Annotated in this window: 13 protein-coding genes; 5 read left to right on the top strand and 8 right to left on the bottom strand. The window is 44.7% G+C overall.

What is annotated here, in order from left to right:
* Nucleotides 1-44: 44 nt before the first annotated feature.
* The 3 genes from ACX0G7_RS17535 to ACX0G7_RS17525 all read right to left on the bottom strand — a co-directional run bounded on the left by ACX0G7_RS17535 (nt 45) and on the right by ACX0G7_RS17525 (nt 2,657).
* Nucleotides 45-1,691, bottom strand: a complete 1,647-nt coding sequence (locus ACX0G7_RS17535) for an alpha-L-fucosidase (RefSeq protein ID WP_458924814.1) — start codon at nt 1,689-1,691, stop codon at nt 45-47.
* A gap of 70 nt (nt 1,692-1,761) precedes the next feature.
* Entirely contained in the window at nt 1,762-2,388 is a 627-nt protein-coding gene (locus ACX0G7_RS17530; RefSeq protein WP_458924813.1) for an AAA family ATPase, read from the bottom strand.
* Nucleotides 2,389-2,471: 83 nt separating this feature from the next.
* Complete coding sequence (locus ACX0G7_RS17525) at nt 2,472-2,657, bottom strand: hypothetical protein (RefSeq protein ID WP_458924812.1); 186 nt, start codon at nt 2,655-2,657, stop codon at nt 2,472-2,474.
* A 486-nt stretch (nt 2,658-3,143) separates the two neighbouring features.
* Between ACX0G7_RS17525 and ACX0G7_RS17520 the strand changes: the two genes are divergently transcribed.
* Nucleotides 3,144-3,479 carry an MmcQ/YjbR family DNA-binding protein gene (locus ACX0G7_RS17520; protein WP_458924811.1) on the top strand — a complete coding sequence of 112 codons (336 nt, stop codon included), beginning with the start codon at nt 3,144-3,146 and terminating at the stop codon, nt 3,477-3,479.
* 88 nt (nt 3,480-3,567) lie between these two features.
* Here ACX0G7_RS17520 and ACX0G7_RS17515 read toward each other — a convergent pair whose 3' ends face one another.
* Nucleotides 3,568-4,353 (bottom strand): DeoR/GlpR family DNA-binding transcription regulator, encoded by a 786-nt coding sequence (locus ACX0G7_RS17515; protein WP_458924810.1) that lies wholly within the window; start codon nt 4,351-4,353, stop codon nt 3,568-3,570.
* Nucleotides 4,354-4,649: 296 nt separating this feature from the next.
* On the opposite strand from ACX0G7_RS17515, the gene ACX0G7_RS17510 reads away from it, so the two are divergent.
* Nucleotides 4,650-5,126 carry a RidA family protein gene (locus tag ACX0G7_RS17510; RefSeq protein ID WP_458924809.1) on the top strand — a complete coding sequence of 159 codons (477 nt, stop codon included), beginning with the start codon at nt 4,650-4,652 and terminating at the stop codon, nt 5,124-5,126.
* A gap of 64 nt (nt 5,127-5,190) precedes the next feature.
* Nucleotides 5,191-6,261 (top strand): dipeptidase, encoded by a 1,071-nt coding sequence (locus ACX0G7_RS17505; RefSeq protein ID WP_458924808.1) that lies wholly within the window; start codon nt 5,191-5,193, stop codon nt 6,259-6,261.
* Between the two features lie 31 nt (nt 6,262-6,292).
* Here the strand turns inward: ACX0G7_RS17505 and ACX0G7_RS17500 are convergent, their stop codons facing one another.
* Entirely contained in the window at nt 6,293-7,849 is a 1,557-nt protein-coding gene (locus ACX0G7_RS17500) for a M20/M25/M40 family metallo-hydrolase (protein ID WP_458924807.1), read from the bottom strand.
* 370 nt (nt 7,850-8,219) lie between these two features.
* Between ACX0G7_RS17500 and ACX0G7_RS17495 the strand changes: the two genes are divergently transcribed.
* Together ACX0G7_RS17495 and ACX0G7_RS17490 are read left to right on the top strand one after the other, a co-directional pair.
* Nucleotides 8,220-9,215 (top strand): hypothetical protein, encoded by a 996-nt coding sequence (locus tag ACX0G7_RS17495; protein ID WP_458924806.1) that lies wholly within the window; start codon nt 8,220-8,222, stop codon nt 9,213-9,215.
* Nucleotides 9,216-9,332: 117 nt separating this feature from the next.
* Nucleotides 9,333-11,912: a mechanosensitive ion channel family protein gene (locus ACX0G7_RS17490; protein WP_458924805.1), complete on the top strand. Its 2,580-nt coding sequence runs from the start codon at nt 9,333-9,335 to the stop codon at nt 11,910-11,912.
* 27 nt (nt 11,913-11,939) lie between these two features.
* Here ACX0G7_RS17490 and ACX0G7_RS17485 read toward each other — a convergent pair whose 3' ends face one another.
* The 3 genes from ACX0G7_RS17485 to ACX0G7_RS17475 all read right to left on the bottom strand — a co-directional run bounded on the left by ACX0G7_RS17485 (nt 11,940) and on the right by ACX0G7_RS17475 (nt 18,227).
* Nucleotides 11,940-13,766, bottom strand: coding sequence for a serine hydrolase domain-containing protein (locus ACX0G7_RS17485; protein WP_458924804.1), 1,827 nt, complete (start codon nt 13,764-13,766; stop codon nt 11,940-11,942).
* 84 nt (nt 13,767-13,850) lie between these two features.
* Nucleotides 13,851-15,176, bottom strand: coding sequence for a RagB/SusD family nutrient uptake outer membrane protein (locus ACX0G7_RS17480; protein WP_458924803.1), 1,326 nt, complete (start codon nt 15,174-15,176; stop codon nt 13,851-13,853).
* Nucleotides 15,177-15,200: 24 nt separating this feature from the next.
* The gene (locus ACX0G7_RS17475) at nt 15,201-18,227 is read right to left on the bottom strand and encodes a SusC/RagA family TonB-linked outer membrane protein (protein WP_458924802.1); all 3,027 of its coding nucleotides are present in this window, start codon (nt 18,225-18,227) and stop codon (nt 15,201-15,203) included.
* Nucleotides 18,228-18,365: the final 138 nt, after the last annotated feature.

Genomic DNA, 18,365 nt, shown 5'->3' with positions numbered 1-18,365 from the left:
TGTTATAAGTGTAGTCATCATTTATTGATATTACGGTTTTTTTGTCAGATCGTTATCCTGACCGCATAAGCGTATTCATTTCGTACTGATTCCGGGAGTACAACCTCGAGGCCGTCAGCACTGACTTTGAACTCAAGATCCTGGTTATTACCAACCAATACTACACGCTCGATTTTTCCAGAGAAATGTGTTGCATTTTCAGCGAGTGATTTTATGATCAGCTTAGCTCCGGCAGGTGTCCCCAATGGCATGGCATATAAAAACTTTCCTTTCCTGGTGAACCTGATATCTTCTGCCGTAAATGATTTTCCTTTGCCTTCATTGAACCCCTGGGCTTTTATGGCTACCTGTGAATTCATGGCAGGTCCTTCCCCAAATATTTTCCATGGCCTCGTATTGTAAATACACTCACTATAAACACGCATCCACTTCCCTATCTCCTGAACTATTGCTCTCTCATCTGAATCAATAGTACCATCGCCGCGCACCGGTACACTTAGTAATAAATTACCATTTTTACTAACAACATCAATCAATGTATGAATGATGGTCCGGGCAGATTTATACTGATGATTAATGAACACCTGGTCATCATAATGCCAGTTACCCATGCAGGTATCGGTTTGCCATGGCAGCGGTTCTATACTGTTGCTTTGACCTCTTTCAATGTCCCAAACCATACATTTCCGCTGTTCTTCGTCAAGCACCTTCCCATTTAACACCGCCTGGACCGAGCCTTTCCGGAATATACTTTTGTTATACAAGTGGGCCGCTATCCTGAGACCGGCATCACTAACCGGCCATAAGGGCAAAACGGTATCATCAAAATAAAGGAGATCGGGTTCGTATTTATCGATCAGCTCAATCGTGCGTTTATAAAACTTATCAATATAGGCCTGGGACGGTGCTGCCACGCCGTTCCCCCAGCTCCACTGTTTATGAATCGTTGCATTATCAAAACTGTTCTCACTTAACGGGTGATCCTGTGCATATAGCTCCTGTGGATCAAGTCCATCCCACCATTTACCTTTGCCATCTTTTTTTGTGATTGATCCATCGTAGGGTATTCCAGCTTTTGGCCCGGTTTTGTCGGCTCTTCGTGAAGTTTCGTACCAACTCCAGGCATGTGAAGCGTGAACACTGGCCCCAAAATACAAACCATTTTTTCGCGCAGCATTCGCCCATGCGCCGACTATGTCTTTCTTTGGACCGACCCGGACTGAGTTCCACTGTTGATGCGAACTATTATATAAATCGAGATTGTCGTGATGGTTTGCCAGTGCTACAAAATATTTCGCACCCGCGGCTTTGTATAGTGACATCAGTTCATCAGGTTGCCATTTTTCTGCTTTCCATTGATTGATCACATCCTTGAAACCAAATTGCGACTGATGCCCATATTTTTTTTGATGGATCTTATACTTATCAGTTCCCTCCATATACATTTCCCTGGCATACCAATCGCCACTGTGAGGTTGACATTGAGGGCCCCAGTGCGCCCATATACCAAATTTTGCATCCCGATACCACTCAGGAACTGAATATTGCCTGAGGGACTCCCAGGTGGGCTGGAATTCCATGGTGGCTAACCCGTTTGTCAGCTTTTTAAAACCGGCGGCGGAAATTTTATTGGAAACAGCAAGGGATGCAAGGGTTCCAGCAAATGTTTTAATAATATTTCTTCTGTTCATAAGTATTGAATTGGATTTTAAATATAGGGCTCGAATGCATGAAAGTTACCGGGAAAGGACCAGGGTAAAGCTATCTCTTTGAAAACAAAATGGTACGCAACCTTCTTTTAAAACCCTCATCAATGTTTGGTTTACCTTTAACAGAGACTATAGTAAGTCCATTCCTGTTTTCTGCAAGCCTTGTAAATTTCGCCAACTCAGTATTTGCGTACCGGTCATGAGAATCCTTGATATCATTCCTCTTGCCAAACAGGGCATCCGCTTCATCAAAGAAAAGTATATCACCACTTTTATCTGCTTCCTCAAAAATCTTTGTAAGATTTTTCTCGGTCTCCCCGATGTATTTTGAAATGACTTTTGAGAGATTAATGATGCTGACTTCAACACCTGCCTGTTTCGCCAGCAGGTTAGCAATAAGTATTTTGGAGGAAGCTGAAGGACCTTCGAACAAAGCGATGATTCCTGCCGTTGGTACAGACTGAAAGCCCCGGTCACGGACATGCGCCTGCGTTACCAGGATATTTAAATCCTGGATAGATCTTACCATTGTATGATCTATCAATACATCGTCATAGATAAGATCATGCGTGGGCAGTTCCTGGTTTCCATTTATAGCGGAAGCAAGGTCAGATTGCAATTCTGCGGGGCTGGTGTAGGTTTTTCGCATAGCAATATCAAAGCTAGGAGATTTAAGCATTCCGTCAAATCAGGTAGCTGAGAATGAGTACTATGCCTGCCGTAAGGCAGGTTTTAGGGGAACTGAGTGCTGAAACTCAATAATCAGGAAAGTTGCGCCTGCATTTTATTTGCCAGCTGCAGTAATTCATCCGAAGTGAAAGCGGATAACGGAAGTATACCAACAGCCACTCTCCTTAGTTTTGTAATTTGTTCTTCTGTCAGCACACTTAGATACTGATATAACTCGAGGTAATCAGAAAGCGTAGGTTTTGTAGTATTGGCGATCATATAAAATGATTGAAGCCGCAAGTAAATGAATAATTGGATTACGCAATATTAATTCTCCAAAAAGTGGATAAGTTCCTTAAAGGGTGCATATCTTGCAACTCAATGAAAAACAATCCATTAAGATATATATTTTACTTCCATGTATGTCAGATTTTTGAATCAGGCGGCATCGGGCCAGCGGGACCAGTGGTTAAGAGTGGAAATCGAAATCCGGAACGTGTGACCGCAAACAGGAAATGGCAATTTGTTGACGGATTATCTTTGTAATACAAGGACATAATTACTGAGGTTAATTGGGAAAAATATGTCGATCTAATACAAAACGACCGGAAACAATCTGAAAAAATTATTTCCATTCAATAATAATGACTGGAAATAATCGGACAAATTATGGTCATTGAAGGAAAGAAAAATTATAGCCATTCAAGGAAAATTGACCGGAAATATGTAGAGATATTCGGGTAAAAATCAGTAAGACAAAATTTTATGGATATAGAATCATTTCGTAACTATTGTTTATCCCTTCACGATACCACTGAGGAACTTCCATTTGGTCCAGACACGCTGGTATTTAAAGTAAAGGGAAAAATATTTGCACTCGCAGGTATAGAAAATTTTGACAGCATCAATCTTAAATGTGATCCGGAGCTTGTTACAGAATTAAGGGAAAGATATGCTGCGGTACAACCGGGTTACCACATGAATAAAAAACACTGGAACACTATACTAATTGATCACTCCATACCGGATTCTTTGCTAAGGGAATGGATTAAACACTCCTATGAACAGGTGCTTGCAAAACTACCACGCAAAAAAAAATAGGTAGGGTGTGAATCAACAGGAAGGGAACAGGCCAGAACTTAATTTTAAATCGTACTCTAAAATCGATTCAACTTATTATTAAAGCGCCTCATAAAATCGTAATCTTCCTTGAATGATAGCGGTTTAATAACTCGCTGTCGGGATGCAGTTCCGTTACCAGATAATCGATCTCTGAGAGGTCAGCAATTTTTATCTGCATCGTTGTGTTCAGTTTTTCGGAAATAGTCAGTATGGCGATCCTTTGGGCGGCTCTGACCATTGCCTTTTTTACCTGGACGGTCTCCCAGTCAGAATCTGTTAGCCCATACCTGATATCGATTGCGTTTATGCCCAGAATACATAGATCAGCCCTGATGTTAGATAAGGCAGTATAAACCTCACCACCAACAACCATTTGGCTGTAAGCAGAAACGCAGCCGCCAATCATAATTGTTTTTATATTGGGCTTGTCAAGTAGTGCCGCCGCTGTAAGCGGGTTTAACGTGATGAAGGTCGCCTGGAGGTTATCAGGAATCCGTTTGATCAATTCCCTTACGGAAGTACCGCCTCCCGTGAGTACTATCATGCCGTTTCTCAGCAGTCCTATAGCCTTGTCGGCTATGATGATCTTATCCGTGTGCGAATAAGTAATGGTTTGTTGGCTTACATGATAAGCCGCAGTCATAACACCACCTTTGATGCGTATCACCAACCCCTCGTCTGCGAGTTCGTTAACATCCCGGCGGATAGTATCTTCTGAGACATCAATCAGTTTAACGAGATCGGCGAACATCAGGCGTGTGTGTATGCCTACCTGCCTGATGATAAGTTGCTTCCTCTGTTTTTTCTGAAGCACGATCTGCGCTTCGGCTTTTTGGGCTAAATTCTCTGGCATAGAATAGGGAGAGATTATCGATCATTGTCAAATGCCACCAGCGGCCGCTACGGTCGCGATTCTTTACCGGAATCAGATTACAATTTATTCAATTATTTGCACATATATCACAAATGTCCCGTCCTCATTTTATTTCTTTGCTTATCTACATTGAAAAAAGAACGTTTGGTGCATTTGCAACACTCAGTAATGACATGAGTAGCACTTTGTAATTTTATGTTGTAAAGTTTAGCGTAAATTTTACTCATCTTTGAAGGCTTACATCACCAATCAAATAACATAACAAACTGAAATTAATGAGCACGTCAATTACTACAGCAGACAGCCGGCTTGAACAACTTGGACTCGAACTACCACCTGCCCCTAAGCCCCTGGGGGTTTACAAACCCTGTCTTATTGACGGCAAATACCTCTATCTCAGCGGACATGGACCTGTGCAAACAAATAGTACGCTTATTATCGGGCGAATCGGGCTTGACCTTGATAAGGACCAGGGAAAACTTGCAGCAAGGCAGGTCGGCCTGGCCATGCTGGCCACCATAAAAACTAACCTGGGCAGTCTTGACAAAATCAAACGCGTCATCAAAGTACTTGGAATGGTCAACTGCACCAGTGATTTTGTTGCTCATCCCTATATTATAAACGGGTGCAGTGAGTTGTTTGCTGCAATATGGGGAGAGGAAAACGGGATCGGTGTCAGAAGTGCGGTTGGTTTTGGTTCACTACCAGATAATATCCCGGTTGAGATCGAAGCAATGTTTGAATTGCATTAATTGCATTGCAACCAAGTTCTACGCGTCCACTTAACTAATAAACTTCTTAAAAAACATCGATGTTATGTTTATCATAGATGCCCACCTGGATCTAAGTATGAATGCAATGGAATGGAACCGGGATCTGCGATGGAGCGTAGATGAGATCAGGCAAAGTGAGTCAGGAATGACTGATAAACCCGACCGGGGAAAAGGTACGGTGTCATTGAGTGCCTTGAGAGATGGCGATATCGGGCTGGTTGTTGCGACCCAGATCGCAAGATATGTGGCGCCGGGCAATCCATTGCCGGGCTGGCATTCGCCGGAGCAAGCGTGGGCACAAACGCAGGCCCAGCTTGCCTGGTACAAAGCCATGGAGGCCTGTGGTGAGATGCAAATGATAACGGACCTCAACGAATTAAACGCACACCTTCAATACTGGCAGGATGATAAGGGCTCATCAAAAAAAATCGGCTACATCCTTAGTCTCGAGGGAGCCGATTCCCTGGTGACCATTGAACATTTGCACATAGCCTATAACTATGGGCTTCGGGCAGTTGGCCCTGCGCATTATGGTCCTGGACGATATGCTAATGGCACTGACGCAACCGGTCATTTGAATAAACAGGGAAGGGCACTGATCTCAGAAATGGATAAGCTTGGAATGATCCTGGACGCGACGCATTTATGTGATGATGCTTTTTGGGATGCCATGGAAATTTACCAGGGCCCGGTTTGGGCAAGCCACAACAATTGCCGGGCGCTGGTCGATCACAATCGCCAGTTCAGTGACGATATGATCCGCGCATTGGTGGAAAAAAATGCGGTGATCGGTGGGGCATTAGATGCATGGATGATGGTACCCGGCTGGCAAAGGGGATCATCAACGCCTGAAGCAACAGGTTGCAATCTTGAAAAACTTATAGATCACCTGGTACATATTTGTACGATTGCAGGCAACACAGATCATATAGGCATAGGCACAGATCTCGATGGTGCTTTCGGAAAAGAACAATGCCCTTACGATCTTGAGTCTATAAGTGACTTGCAAAAGATACCCCGCCTTTTGAGCCGGCGGGGTTTTAATGAAAAAGATATAGAGAAGATCATGAACAAAAACTGGCTAACATTTCTGAACCGTGCATGGGAGGCCTGATCTACAAGGTTTGTAGGCTCCGTTAATATGATTACTTAACGCCGCCCTTCCTGATGGCTTTGGTCTGTTTGGGCCAGCTCAATGGTTCACCGGTTCGTGGATTCGTGCCCAGCACCCTTTTGTCACGCGAGGTTGTAGCCGGATCTTCACTGGCCATATAAGCAAGTATAGCAGTCAGTATCGCGTTGCTACGGACATCGTCAAAAACGATCTTGTCATAAGTATCCCGGTTGGTATGCCAGGTATAGCTGCCATATGACCAGCTGGTTGAACTCAGCGAAAAGGCCGGTGCTCCTGCCGCCACAAACGAAGCGAAGTCGGAACCTCCGGCACCGGGGACACCGGGGAAGTTTGTTTCAATCTGGTTACGGATGTTGGCCGGCACTTTTGAAAGCCATCTTCCAAGATAATCGTACGAATTCACAAAACCCTGGCCAGATAAATTTACCACCCTACCCGTTCCATTGTCCTGGTTGAACAGAACCTGCAATTTGCTTACGATTTCCGGATGATCTTCAACAAAGGCCCTTGAACCATTGAGGCCCTGTTCTTCACTGCCCCAATGACCGACAAGTATAGTGCGTTTCGGATTGGGGTAGATTTTCTTTAATATTCGCATTGCTTCCATCATGGTGAGGGTCCCTGTTCCATTATCAGTGGCTCCGGTTCCACCATCCCATGAATCGAAGTGTGCCGAAAGCATAACATACTCATCAGGTTTTTCAGAACCCCTGATCTCAGCAATGGTGTTGAAAACCGGCACGATACCCAGTTCCTTGGAATCAGCTCTTACACTTATTTTTGGCTTAATGCCCGACTCGGTGAGGCGGTATAAAAGACCGTAATCTTCGAGTGAAATATCAACCGTGGGAACGCTGGTAGTATTAGCCCCAAAAATCTTATTCACCCCAAAACCGGCTGACCAGTTGCACATTACTATCCCGATGGCGCCAGCCTGCTCGAGGGCAGCGGGCAAGGTGCGGGCATTGTAGCCGGTCCTTGATATCCGGTTGCGCCAGGCTTCCGTTTGTGCGGCTCGTGCCTTTTTCATTTTTTCTACAGACTCTTTGGTACCAAACTCCTCCCAGTTATAATCAGGCCTGCCCGTCGGCTGATTCATAGAGATCATCACAAACTTTCCTTTAACAGAAGGCACCCATTTCCGGAAAGCAATGCTATCATCGAGCTCAGGAATAATAACGAGTTCACCGGTCACTGCTTTACCACCGGTAGATGGGCTCCAGGCGAGCTGCATACCCTCAAGGGATTTGACCCTTGGATAAATCATATCAATATGACTCACGCCACGCTCCCAGCCGCGCCATTCACCCCATTTTTCATTTTTAGCATTAATACCCCATGTGCCATACTTCGCGACCGCCCAGTCATTTGCCTGTTTCATCTGGGGGGTTCCGACCAGGCGGGGACCTATTCCATCCATGAGTTCCCTGGCGAGGTTCTCAAGCTGTGAATTGGTTGTGGCTTCAGCAACAATACGGTTCACTATCACCGAATCCGGGGTCTGCGCATAGACGTTAGAGTAGCAGACTGCGGCACAAAATATTGCCGTTGTAAAGATTTTTCTCATTTCAGAACAGTTTGTTTTCTTGTATGTGAATAAGGGAGGAAGATAAACCATTTTGAGATCAGCACTATAACCGTAGCAAAGTATAAGGCTTATTAAGGAACAACTTACTGCTATCCCCGCCACCGTCATCAGTGCACTTAGCCGTTAGCGCTTTTCACAGAGATGCCCGTGATGAACGCTGTAAATCCACCTGGCGAGCCTTCGTTAATCTACGAATCAAACGCGTAATTATACCGACCTGGGAATCGCATTCCAAAAGTTGGAAATTTTACCAATTCGGGCATATTGTTAACCGTTTACTTGTCAATAGTTTACATCGGTAAAACGAAGCGGTACGTTAGTTGGCTACCAGGCAGTATAAAGTAACAACATGAAAAAACTCTACTTCACTCTACTTTTACTCATCAGTTCAGCAACTATATTTTCCCAAACCTATTATCAGTACACTGCTCAGAAAAACGGTAATTGGAACGACCTGACGGTTTGGGCGATGGCGATCCGTACGGACGGTGTACCAAAAACTAAAGTAATCATCCCTGCTTCTTACGCGGTAACGGTTGATAACGGTGTAAACAGCTTCGGCCTTGGTGTTGCGGACATCAATATTATTGGAAGTCTCACCATGGTAAATAATACCAACATCAATCTTGCTTCCGGCAGTACGATCGAGTTGTTCGGAAGCGGATCAATCGTGGGAGGGAATGCCACCCAATTAATTACATTGGGCGGGGTCATAAAGTACAATGGATCTAAAGATCATACGAAAACAGGCGGATGGCTTGCAAATTCTACAACCGGAGTGTCACCATCAGGATTTGTTTCCACCCTGGTGCTTCCGGTGAAAATGCTCAGCTTTAATATTACCAGGGATATCAATGGTACCCGATTGAAGTGGGTTACAGCATCTGAAGTTTCAAATGATTATTTTTCTGTTGAACGCAGTGCGGATGGTTTAGCATGGATAGCTATCGGCACAGTCAAGGGCGCATCTTCCTCAACTACAAGCAATACTTACTCTTTCATTGATAAAAATGATAACGCAGCCACCACCTATTACCGGTTGAAACAGGTTGACAACAGGGGCAGCTTCAGTTATTCCGGGATAAGGAAGATATCAACCGGCGTTGAGAACACAACAAAAGTTTACCTGTTGAACAATATCATCAGGGTAGAACTGGCAAACGCATCGGATGAGAAGACCGTTGTTACTGTGATGCAAGCCGGCGGTAGCGTGCTGGCAAGAAGATCGTTCAGCGATGCAAAAACAATCTCGCTTGATCTTCACCCGGGTAGTGCAGGTATAGTGTTGGTGAATGTGTCTGACAATAAGCAATTAAATAAAACTGTAAAGCTGATTAATCACTAAAAAGATAAAAATGACTTTTTGCTAAACCTTTATCAGCAAAGTGCCTTTGCAAACTCATCATTCATAACTCAAAATTTATAATTCATATACCTATCTTGCCGTCGTAATACCACAGACATGAAAAAGCAATATGGGTTACTGGCTTTCATTTTGCTGATAACATCAATCAACATCAGCGTGTTAGCACAGCAAACACCGCAAAGAGAACCAGGCAGGAATAACAGAAGAGCAGATTCATTGTCGGGGCAGGATTCACCACGCAGGACAGGAAACGAACAACGCCGCCAATCAGATTCTTTGTCTGACAGGAATGATGGGGTCTTCTGGCGATCGGATTCATCCCGGAGGAGGGACTCATCATTCAGAAGATATGATTCTTCATACAGGCGATACGACTCTTCCTTCAGAAGATCAGATTCAGGTAGAGGAAGAGGAGGAATGATCAGCTCCCTGTTTGCAGATAGTAATATACTTACCACCAGCGATTATCAGCTCCAGATCGAAAAAACATTTCTCGCTGTAAACAATATTGAAAATAACAGTCATCTCGGTCCGGCAGTCACTAATATTCAAAGAGAGCTGCAGGAGAACACAAGTGCACTTGCAGTGCTAAAAGACAACGTAGTCAATAACAATACCGCCTTAAATCTTAAAAATCTACAGGTTTTCAAAACGCTGCTACAGAATATTCAGAAGGAGCTGAGAAATAACAGGAAGCTACTCGATAGCAACGAAAATAAGATGGTAAGACTTAGATCTGATCTCCGTCAACTTATCACAGATACTGTTTTGCGCCAGGTGATGCGTACTGACAGCCTGCGCCAGGTATTCGGACCCCAGCTGAGGGATCTGCGCCGCTCCTTCGTGGGTACTACCAGGCAGGTGAGGGAAAGCCTGACAGCGATTAACTTTCTGCAAACACAAACTTCATCCAACTCGATTGTTACAAATCAACTGCTGGAAGCTATCGCAAACCTGGAAGCCTCCTCAGCAAAACGGATCTTCAGCAAAGAATATAATTACCTGTGGGAAGCTGATACAACAGTAATCACTGAGCAAACAAAACGGTCTGTTGAAAGAGTGTACGAAGGCGAAAAAAAAGCGATCAGCTATTACTTCATGGATAACTGGTATAAAACCGTACTGCTTTTGTTTATGGGGTTCTTATTTTATTTATGGGCGAACAGGAACATTCGTTACCTGAGGTCGAAGAAAGGCGATCACCAGCTAAGCGGAAATGAATTTGAATATTTGAAATATGGAGTGATCCCTTCGGCACTGGTGGTCGTATTCTGCATAGCACCTGTGTTTGATCTGTATGCACCCGCGGCTTATATCGAAACGATGCAGTTCCTGCTTTTGTGCGTGGTCACCTACCTGATGTACAGAAAATGGCCGGGCAAAATCTTCACCCGGTGGATGGGACTGGGCATCCTGTTCCTGTGCTTTTCATTAACGGGACATACGATTGAACCAGGCTTTCTTCAGCGATGCTGGCTCATCCTGCTCAATATAAGTTCAATTTTGATTGCAAGGTCTTTTATCAGTTCCATCAGAACCAGTCATCACCTGAAGCGTTTCCTCGTCGTCGCAGGCTTTTTTCATCATGGGTTACATATCTTAAGTATACTCTGCAATATCGCCGGTCGCTATACCCTTGCCCAGATCTTAAGTAACGCCGCAATATTTGGTATTACGCAGGCAGTCGGCCTTGCAGTATTCAGCAAGATCTGGCTTGAAACCGTGTTGTCACAGATGGTCTCAAGCCGGTTGAGAAATGGATTACCACCTTCATTTGAATACAGGCAGGTAATAAACAGCTTTAACCGGCCCATCAAATTTCTTATTGCTGTACTCTGGCTGATTGTGCTTACTACGAATCTTAATTTATATACTGCTGCCTATTCAACAGTTTTGAATATTCTGGAAGAGCCCCGTCATCTTGGAAGCGCCTCTTTTACTCTTGGAGGAATAGCGCTATTCTTTATGATCATTTGGCTGGCACACTTACTTCAAAAGTACATCGGATACTTTTTTGGCGATACCGGCACTGATGAAGACGCGCAAAACAAAGTACAACGTTCGCGCTTACTGATTGCGAGGCTGGTGCTGTTATGCCTGGGATATCTTCTTGCAGTTACGGCGTCTGGTATACCGGTCGATAAAATCACTATTGTGTTAGGAGCCCTTGGTGTAGGTATCGGACTGGGTCTTCAGAATATTGTCAGCAACTTTGTTTCCGGGATCATCCTGATATTCGACAGGCCACTTCAGATTGGTGACCTGGTTGAAATTGGTGATAAGACCGGTAAAGTGAGGGAAATAGGTTTGCGATCAAGTACCCTGCTGACACAGGATGGCGCAGAAGTAATCATTCCCAACGGCGATCTCCTGTCACGGCAAATCGTGAACTGGACTTTGTCTAATAATCAGCGCAGGCTTGAGCTTGATCTCGCTATCAGGGGATCGGATGATATGGAGCTGGTTTCATCGGTAATAAAAAACAGCATTGCTGAATCCTCATATGTCATGCAGGGTCGCGATCCGCAGGTACTGATCACAAAAATATTAGACAACGGATTCTCCCTGAAAGCGTTTTGTTGGTGCGCGGATGTGTCAAATTCGGAAACTGCAAAAAGCGAGATACTTTTACGCCTTAACGCAGATCTTAGAAAACACAATCTGACCGTCGAATAGTACTCATCACTCATAACTCATAACTCATCACTTTTTTACCGCTTTATAAAACAAATTCAGTACCTCCATCCGGATATTAATTTTTGCGGGACCCCAGGTTTTACCATCGTCGGGATAAACACGGTTGGAAAGAAAGACATATACAAGGTTAAATCTGGGATCAACCCAAACATAAGTTCCTGTATAACCACTATGACCGAATGCCAACTGTGATGGGTATGCGCTATCGGAAAGAACCGGTTCTGGCGCTTTAGCAAAGCCGAGTCCCCTGTTGGTTACTTTCGATTGCCTCGAAGTAAACAATTCAACCGTTGAGGGTTCGAAGTACCTCCTTCCACCATAACTGCCTTTGTTCAACAACATCTGGTAGTAAATGGCCAGGTCGTTACTGGTTGAAAATAAACCGGCATGCCCCTCTACCCCACCTGCCATCGCCGCGCCGGGATCGTTTACAAAACCAACTACCCGCATATTTCTCAGCCAGTTGTCATTTTCAGTGGTAGGCACAATTCTCGACTTATCGAACCTCTGCCGGGGAAGAAAACCGGTTGACTTCATTCCAATGGGCAGGTAGATCTCATTAAGCACATATTCATCCAGGGAACGGTGAGTTATATTTTCTGCAACCTCTTTCATCATATACATACTTACGTCACTGTATACAAATTTTCCGCGTGTTAATACCGGCGATCTTAATGTCACGGGCCACATGACCTCATCAAAATAGTTCTTCCGCAGAAAGAAATGATCAGCCAGTTGCACAGGAAAGTCCCGCGATCCCTCGTAGCTCAGATCAAGCGGTGTTAACTTTTCAAAAAATTTGATATAAGGTGTAAAACCAGCTTCGTGCAACATAGCTTCCCTGATCGTTTGTTCCCTTTTATCAGGTATGGATTGCAGCACTTGCACATAATGGCTGATCGGGGTATCAAGGTTTAACTGATTTTTTTCAAATAGCTGCATGATCACCGGGGTCGTTGCAGTAACCTTGGTTACTGAAGCCATATCGAAAATATCATCAGCTCTTGTATGGACCGTATCCGTATATGTATGTTTACCATAGGCCCTGTCATAAATGACAACACCGTCTTTGATCAGTAAGATCACCGCACCGGGAGTAGTATGAGCCGTTATTCCCGCCTCAACAACGGAGTCGATATTTTTTAAAAGATCGTTATCAAGGGAAACTGATTCAGGGATTCCGTATCCCAGCCTCATTTTACCGATGGCCGAGCCTTTGCCCTTACGGAACCCCTTTCCATATGTCTCACTAAGTTTGTTACCTGATGCTATCCCGCCAAACAAAATTTGGGCAGCAACAGAAGCGCTTTCCGGGGTGATATAAGGGCACCATATAAGCGGTGATGTATATGATCCGAAACCCACCAGGTTTTTACCCTCCCCACGATAAATAAAAACGAGGCTACGGTTTAACCTTAATTTTTCAATAAATCCATTTATCCGCGACTCAGGAAACAATGATCCTGAAAACGTAACGATCAACTGGTTAAACAATTTCAGCTGATCATGCAAAACTCCCAGGGCGCTATCACTTAATAAACTCCCATCGGCAGTGTTGACTGCGTTGAATCCTTTGACCTCCGAGTATTTTTTCGCTATGCTATCAAAAAACCTGGTATCAGTCAGCCCCTCCTGCCCCTGCTCAAAGTGAACCGTAGCGATCCTTTTTTTATCAAGTTGTTGTAGCGGAAGAACTTCGCCTTCATTGTGTAATACTACAATCGTGTTTGCCGCCTCACGGAGCGCCGCAATTTTCAGCGGGAGGCCCTGTGCAGACAGCAAGGTATTGAACATCAAAAAAAGTACGACACCAATGAAATTTTTGAAAGCCATAAGACAGGTATTACTGTTAAGGAAAGTCCCTTCCTTAAAAAAAGAAGGGACCTGCAATGACAAGTGTTCAACTATGTTTTACGTTTAGATCTGTGGATCCAGCGGCGTGTTTGTATTTGTCAGACGTTCCTGGTCAGGATAAGGATAAAAGTTCCTGTTTCTTTCAAAACTTACCGGCACAGGGTTAACATTCAGTGGCGGAGCCGGTCTGCCAAAGCGCCTGCTATCTTCCAACCTCACGCCCTGGAGAAATAATTCAGCTGAACGCTGACGGTAAACTTCCTGCAGCAATGCATCCCGGGTGACGGCACCACTGTACGCAGGAAGGTTTGGATATACATTGAAAGGATCACCGGTAGTTTGTGTTCTTACCTGGTTTATATGAACCAGTGCATCTGCAAGTACGCCGCCGCTCCTGAGTATCGCTTCAGCCTTTAATAACCTCATTTCATCAGGCAGGTAGATCGGAATCGGTTTGGTAATATCATCAAAAAAACCTTTCAGCGTTTTGAGCGTTTCTCCTCCAACAACAACATCGGGAGCCGCAAGATAAAAGTTCAGCCTGCCGTCGTTTGCCTCCACTAACGTTGATGGCAAACCGAAACTAGCCCGCGGCTTGTAATTGATTGCCACCTGCACCTGTTGATAAACCGGATTCGGACTTTGGGAATTATAAATAAACTGTGATTTTGTGGTAAGGTTCACCAGATTAGCTGCTGTGAGCGATTCTGCATATTTTCCAAGCATCATATTGATCCTTGCCCGGTACGCATTGATACAATCAAGGAGCACTATATCAGTTCCCAGGACCCTGGAGTTAAACTCTGATGAAGGTGGAGTAGCAGCAAGCGCCGTGACCGCATTGTTCAGCAATGTAATTGCCGATTCCAATGCCACCTGCCTGGTTACAAAAGTGGCTCCACCCTCCTCCACTGTTTGTATGGGATATTGCTCAAAGGCAGTACCAAGACCACTGATCGCCATCGCCTTAAAAAGACTGGCAAAAGCGATCACCCCGGTTTTTGTAGGAACATCGGAAGCGAGCACATTCTCTGCATTGTTCAACAGATCATCAGCCATCCCCATCGTCCTCAACATGCTGCTCCAAAGCGCCAGTACATTGCCATTGAATGTCGGAAGTGCTGTTCCGCCGGCTTCGAGTTCAAGGACGTTTGTGAATGTGGTGATACCTTTTAGTTCACGGGATGTAACCCCGGGATTTATCAGCAATGCCTGCAATCCGCTGGTGGCATAATATTGCTTCATCCCTATCGATAAGGTAAGCATCCCTTCACGAGTGGTCAGGATCTGTGTGTCCGTCGGCCCGTTCGGATTCTCATAGTCCAGTTTGACACAGCCAGATCCCATCATGATCAAAACGAGAAATGTATATATTGATGTCTTTTTCATTTTGTAAAATTTATGAGACCAGGATTAAAAATTTACGCTTATACCGATCAGGAAAGTTCTTGGCAAAGGCACTTCCACAAAATCAAAACCCCTGACTGCATTTGATTGCCCGGCAGCATTTACTTCAGGATCATATCCGCTGTAGTCATCGAACGATACAAGGTTTCTGCCTGCCAGTGTAAGCCTGAGATCCCTGAAACCTTTTGCTTTTGGTACGAGCAGATAAGACACTGAAAGCTCGCGCAGTTTGACAAAATCACCTTTCTCGATCCAATGTTCGAAGATCGAAAATTCGGCAGCGCTGGTTCCTTTAGGTACTTCGCCTTTCAGTTCAGCTTCATATCCCTTCAATCCTCCATAATTTGCATTGTCACCCACCCGTTTGGTGAAGTTGAATACATCGAAACCAAGCATTCCATCCAGTTGCATCCTGACATTAAATTTGCCGATATTGAAATCATTTATGAAAGCAACAATATGTTTAGGATTCGGGTCGCCGATAACTTTACTGAGGATCGCTCCGCTTGGCTGCCCTGCTGCATCCCGCCCGGCAGTGTATGTACCGTTGGGACCCTGCACTCCTCTTTCGCGCTGTGGAAGGCCACCCGGCGTTAACAGGTATCCGCCGTCTTTATCTCTTGCATAAAACGTTGCGTAAAATGCTCCAAGAGGATAACCGTTTACGGCTGCTACCTGGCCAAAACCACCGGCAAAAGGCAAGACACCATTACCTTCTACTCCATTAATTACATTTTTGTTATGCGTATAACTTAATGTAGAAACCCATGTAAAAGATTTATTTTGGATGGGTACCGCCCTGATCATCGCTTCATAACCTTTGTTGGTCATGGTACCTATATTAAGAAAGCGGTTATTAAATCCGGTACTGGGAGATAAGGTCCTGTTGAGAATAAGTTCATCCACATCTTTGTTGAAGTAGGTGAATTCCACAGAAACACGGTCGTTCAGCAGACTCAGATCCGCACCTATTTCCAGTTCAGTCTGGCGCTCAGGTTGTACGCTGAAATTTCCAAGTTGTGCAGGTGAAACGTAACCGGCACTGCCTCCATAACTGATAGGCGTATACGCAGTAAACCGGTCATACGGACCAATAGCAGTAAGATTACCCGACTGTCCCCATGCCGCCCGGAGTTTAAGAGAGGGAATCACCTCACCAAGTTTTGAATCTTTCCAGAATGTCTCTTCAGAAAGAATATATGAGCCGCTTACTTTTGGAAAAAACTGCCAGCGGTCATCCACACCATAAACCGATGAAGCATCTATTCTCGCGGCACCGGTAAGATAAATCTTTTCGGCTATACCAAAGGTCTGCTGAAGAAAACCACCAAGTATAGTTCTCTCTGCCCTGTATTCAGTAGCAACACTGGTTCCGTTGTTTATCGTCTGCCCGAAAGCACCCAGTTGTTGCGCGGTTGCTCCGATAGTATATGTCCGGTCATATTGCATGGTACCGCCGAGACCTGTGGTAGATTCAAGCCACTGGTTAACCATTTTACGATAACTGATGTTAAGATCAGTATTTGTTTGAAGAACATTTGCATCAGCTCTCTTAGCCAGGCCACCATCATAACTTGGTGTTGTATTTTTTGGCGGGATATATGCCGTACTGTTCTGACCATAATTGTCAACACCAAAAACAAGGTCCAGATTAAGGCCGGGAACCGGCTTGTAATTTAACTGGGCATTACCTGTAAAACGGTTTACCCGCTGACGAAAATCGAAACGTTCAATCGCCTCGAGTGGATTTGTCCTACGCAAAATTGAAACAGGTGCGGTAGAGGGATAAGCGCCGGTAACAGGATCCGGAGCCGGGTTTATGAAGTTGTTACTGAAGATAAAACCTGTCAGTGCGCCGTAAGCTTCCACAAGGCCTCCATTGGGTATTTCACGGCTGTTACTCAAGGCATAGTTTGCACCGGCAGACAAAGTCAGTACATCGTTCAACTTCTGAGTAATATTCATCCGGATACCATAGCGGCCGAAATTTGTGTTCTTGATAATTCCTTCGTTATATAAGGCAGATCCCGCCAGGTAATATTTGGTTGTTTCAGTACCACCGGAAACCGCCAGGTTGTTATCAGTACCGATGCCGGTGCTAAAAATATCATCCTGGTAATCATAACGGGTAACCGCAGTTTGAGTCAGGTCCGTTACAACAGCATTATTGAAGCGGAAAGGATATTCGTTGTGAGGTAATTTTTTCCGTACGCTGTTAGTTTTAAACTGGGTCGAAAAAGAAACCTGTGGAGCGCCTGACCTGCCCCTTTTGGTAAAGATCTGGACAACGCCGTTATTGGCCCTCGATCCGTAGATGGCGGCGGCGGCTGCTCCTTTAATTATTTCAACACGTTCAATATCCGCAGGGTTAATGTCCACCAGGCGGTTCTGTGTATATCCACCCAGGTCAATCAGTTCTCTCGAATCGTTATTTACGATCACACCATCCACTATATACAATGGATCAGAAGAACCCACAATAGTGCTTGGTCCCCGTAATCTTACACTGATGCCACCTGCAGGGTTACCTGAATTTTGCGTGATCTGGGCACCTGCCACCTTACCCTGTAAAGCTCCATCTATTCCTGTTGAAGCACTATACTGTATATCACGTGCCGATACGGTAGACACCGCATTGGCCAGCTTTCTTTTCGACGTGGCCACGGCGTTACCGGTAACAATCACATCATTGAGCATCAGTACATCTTCAGTCATCTGAACATTTACCGTCAGTGTGGAACCGGCAACATCAACTGTTTTACTTTGCGGCTTAAAGCCTACACCGGTGTAATTAAGAGTGATCTTACCTTCACGCTGATCAACATCAAGACTGTAATTACCATTTGCATCAGACGAAGTGCCGGCACCGGCATTTGCAATCTGTACCGATATTGCGGGCAACGGAGCATCACCCGGGCCGGTGATCTTTCCCGTTATTTTTGTTTGTGCCAGCCCAATAAACGAAACGAGTTGTAGCAGCAGGACGAACGGTAAAAACTTACCTTTCCGGCCAGGCCAGGAGATTTTTTTCATTTGCAGTTGTTTTAGTTATTTATGTTTGAACCCTTAGGTAAAGAACTGTTCAATTGGCTGGAGCTATCGGATATAGTACGGACATCAGGACATGTCATATCTTAAAAGCAATTTACTGGAATATGCTCCTGAAACAAT

The sequence above is a fragment of the Flavitalea antarctica genome, assembly GCF_054461535.1.
The sequence above is the reverse complement of the archived record's forward strand: the minus strand, read 5'-3'. Positions and strand labels throughout refer to the sequence as shown.

What these genes read in the sequence shown, in the direction of transcription:
- ACX0G7_RS17505 (WP_458924808.1), top strand. Translation starts at nt 5,191, where the DNA reads ATGTTTATCATAGATGCCCACCTGGATCTAAGTATGAATGCAATGGAA.
- ACX0G7_RS17485 (WP_458924804.1), bottom strand. Translation starts at nt 13,766, where the DNA reads ATGGCTTTCAAAAATTTCATTGGTGTCGTACTTTTTTTGATGTTCAAT.
- ACX0G7_RS17520 (WP_458924811.1), top strand. Translation starts at nt 3,144, where the DNA reads ATGGATATAGAATCATTTCGTAACTATTGTTTATCCCTTCACGATACC.
- ACX0G7_RS17535 (WP_458924814.1), bottom strand. Translation starts at nt 1,691, where the DNA reads ATGAACAGAAGAAATATTATTAAAACATTTGCTGGAACCCTTGCATCC.
- ACX0G7_RS17500 (WP_458924807.1), bottom strand. Translation starts at nt 7,849, where the DNA reads ATGAGAAAAATCTTTACAACGGCAATATTTTGTGCCGCAGTCTGCTAC.
- ACX0G7_RS17530 (WP_458924813.1), bottom strand. Translation starts at nt 2,388, where the DNA reads ATGCTTAAATCTCCTAGCTTTGATATTGCTATGCGAAAAACCTACACC.
- ACX0G7_RS17495 (WP_458924806.1), top strand. Translation starts at nt 8,220, where the DNA reads ATGAAAAAACTCTACTTCACTCTACTTTTACTCATCAGTTCAGCAACT.
- ACX0G7_RS17475 (WP_458924802.1), bottom strand. Translation starts at nt 18,227, where the DNA reads ATGAAAAAAATCTCCTGGCCTGGCCGGAAAGGTAAGTTTTTACCGTTC.
- ACX0G7_RS17515 (WP_458924810.1), bottom strand. Translation starts at nt 4,353, where the DNA reads ATGCCAGAGAATTTAGCCCAAAAAGCCGAAGCGCAGATCGTGCTTCAG.
- ACX0G7_RS17480 (WP_458924803.1), bottom strand. Translation starts at nt 15,176, where the DNA reads ATGAAAAAGACATCAATATATACATTTCTCGTTTTGATCATGATGGGA.
- ACX0G7_RS17490 (WP_458924805.1), top strand. Translation starts at nt 9,333, where the DNA reads ATGAAAAAGCAATATGGGTTACTGGCTTTCATTTTGCTGATAACATCA.
- ACX0G7_RS17525 (WP_458924812.1), bottom strand. Translation starts at nt 2,657, where the DNA reads ATGATCGCCAATACTACAAAACCTACGCTTTCTGATTACCTCGAGTTA.
- ACX0G7_RS17510 (WP_458924809.1), top strand. Translation starts at nt 4,650, where the DNA reads ATGAGCACGTCAATTACTACAGCAGACAGCCGGCTTGAACAACTTGGA.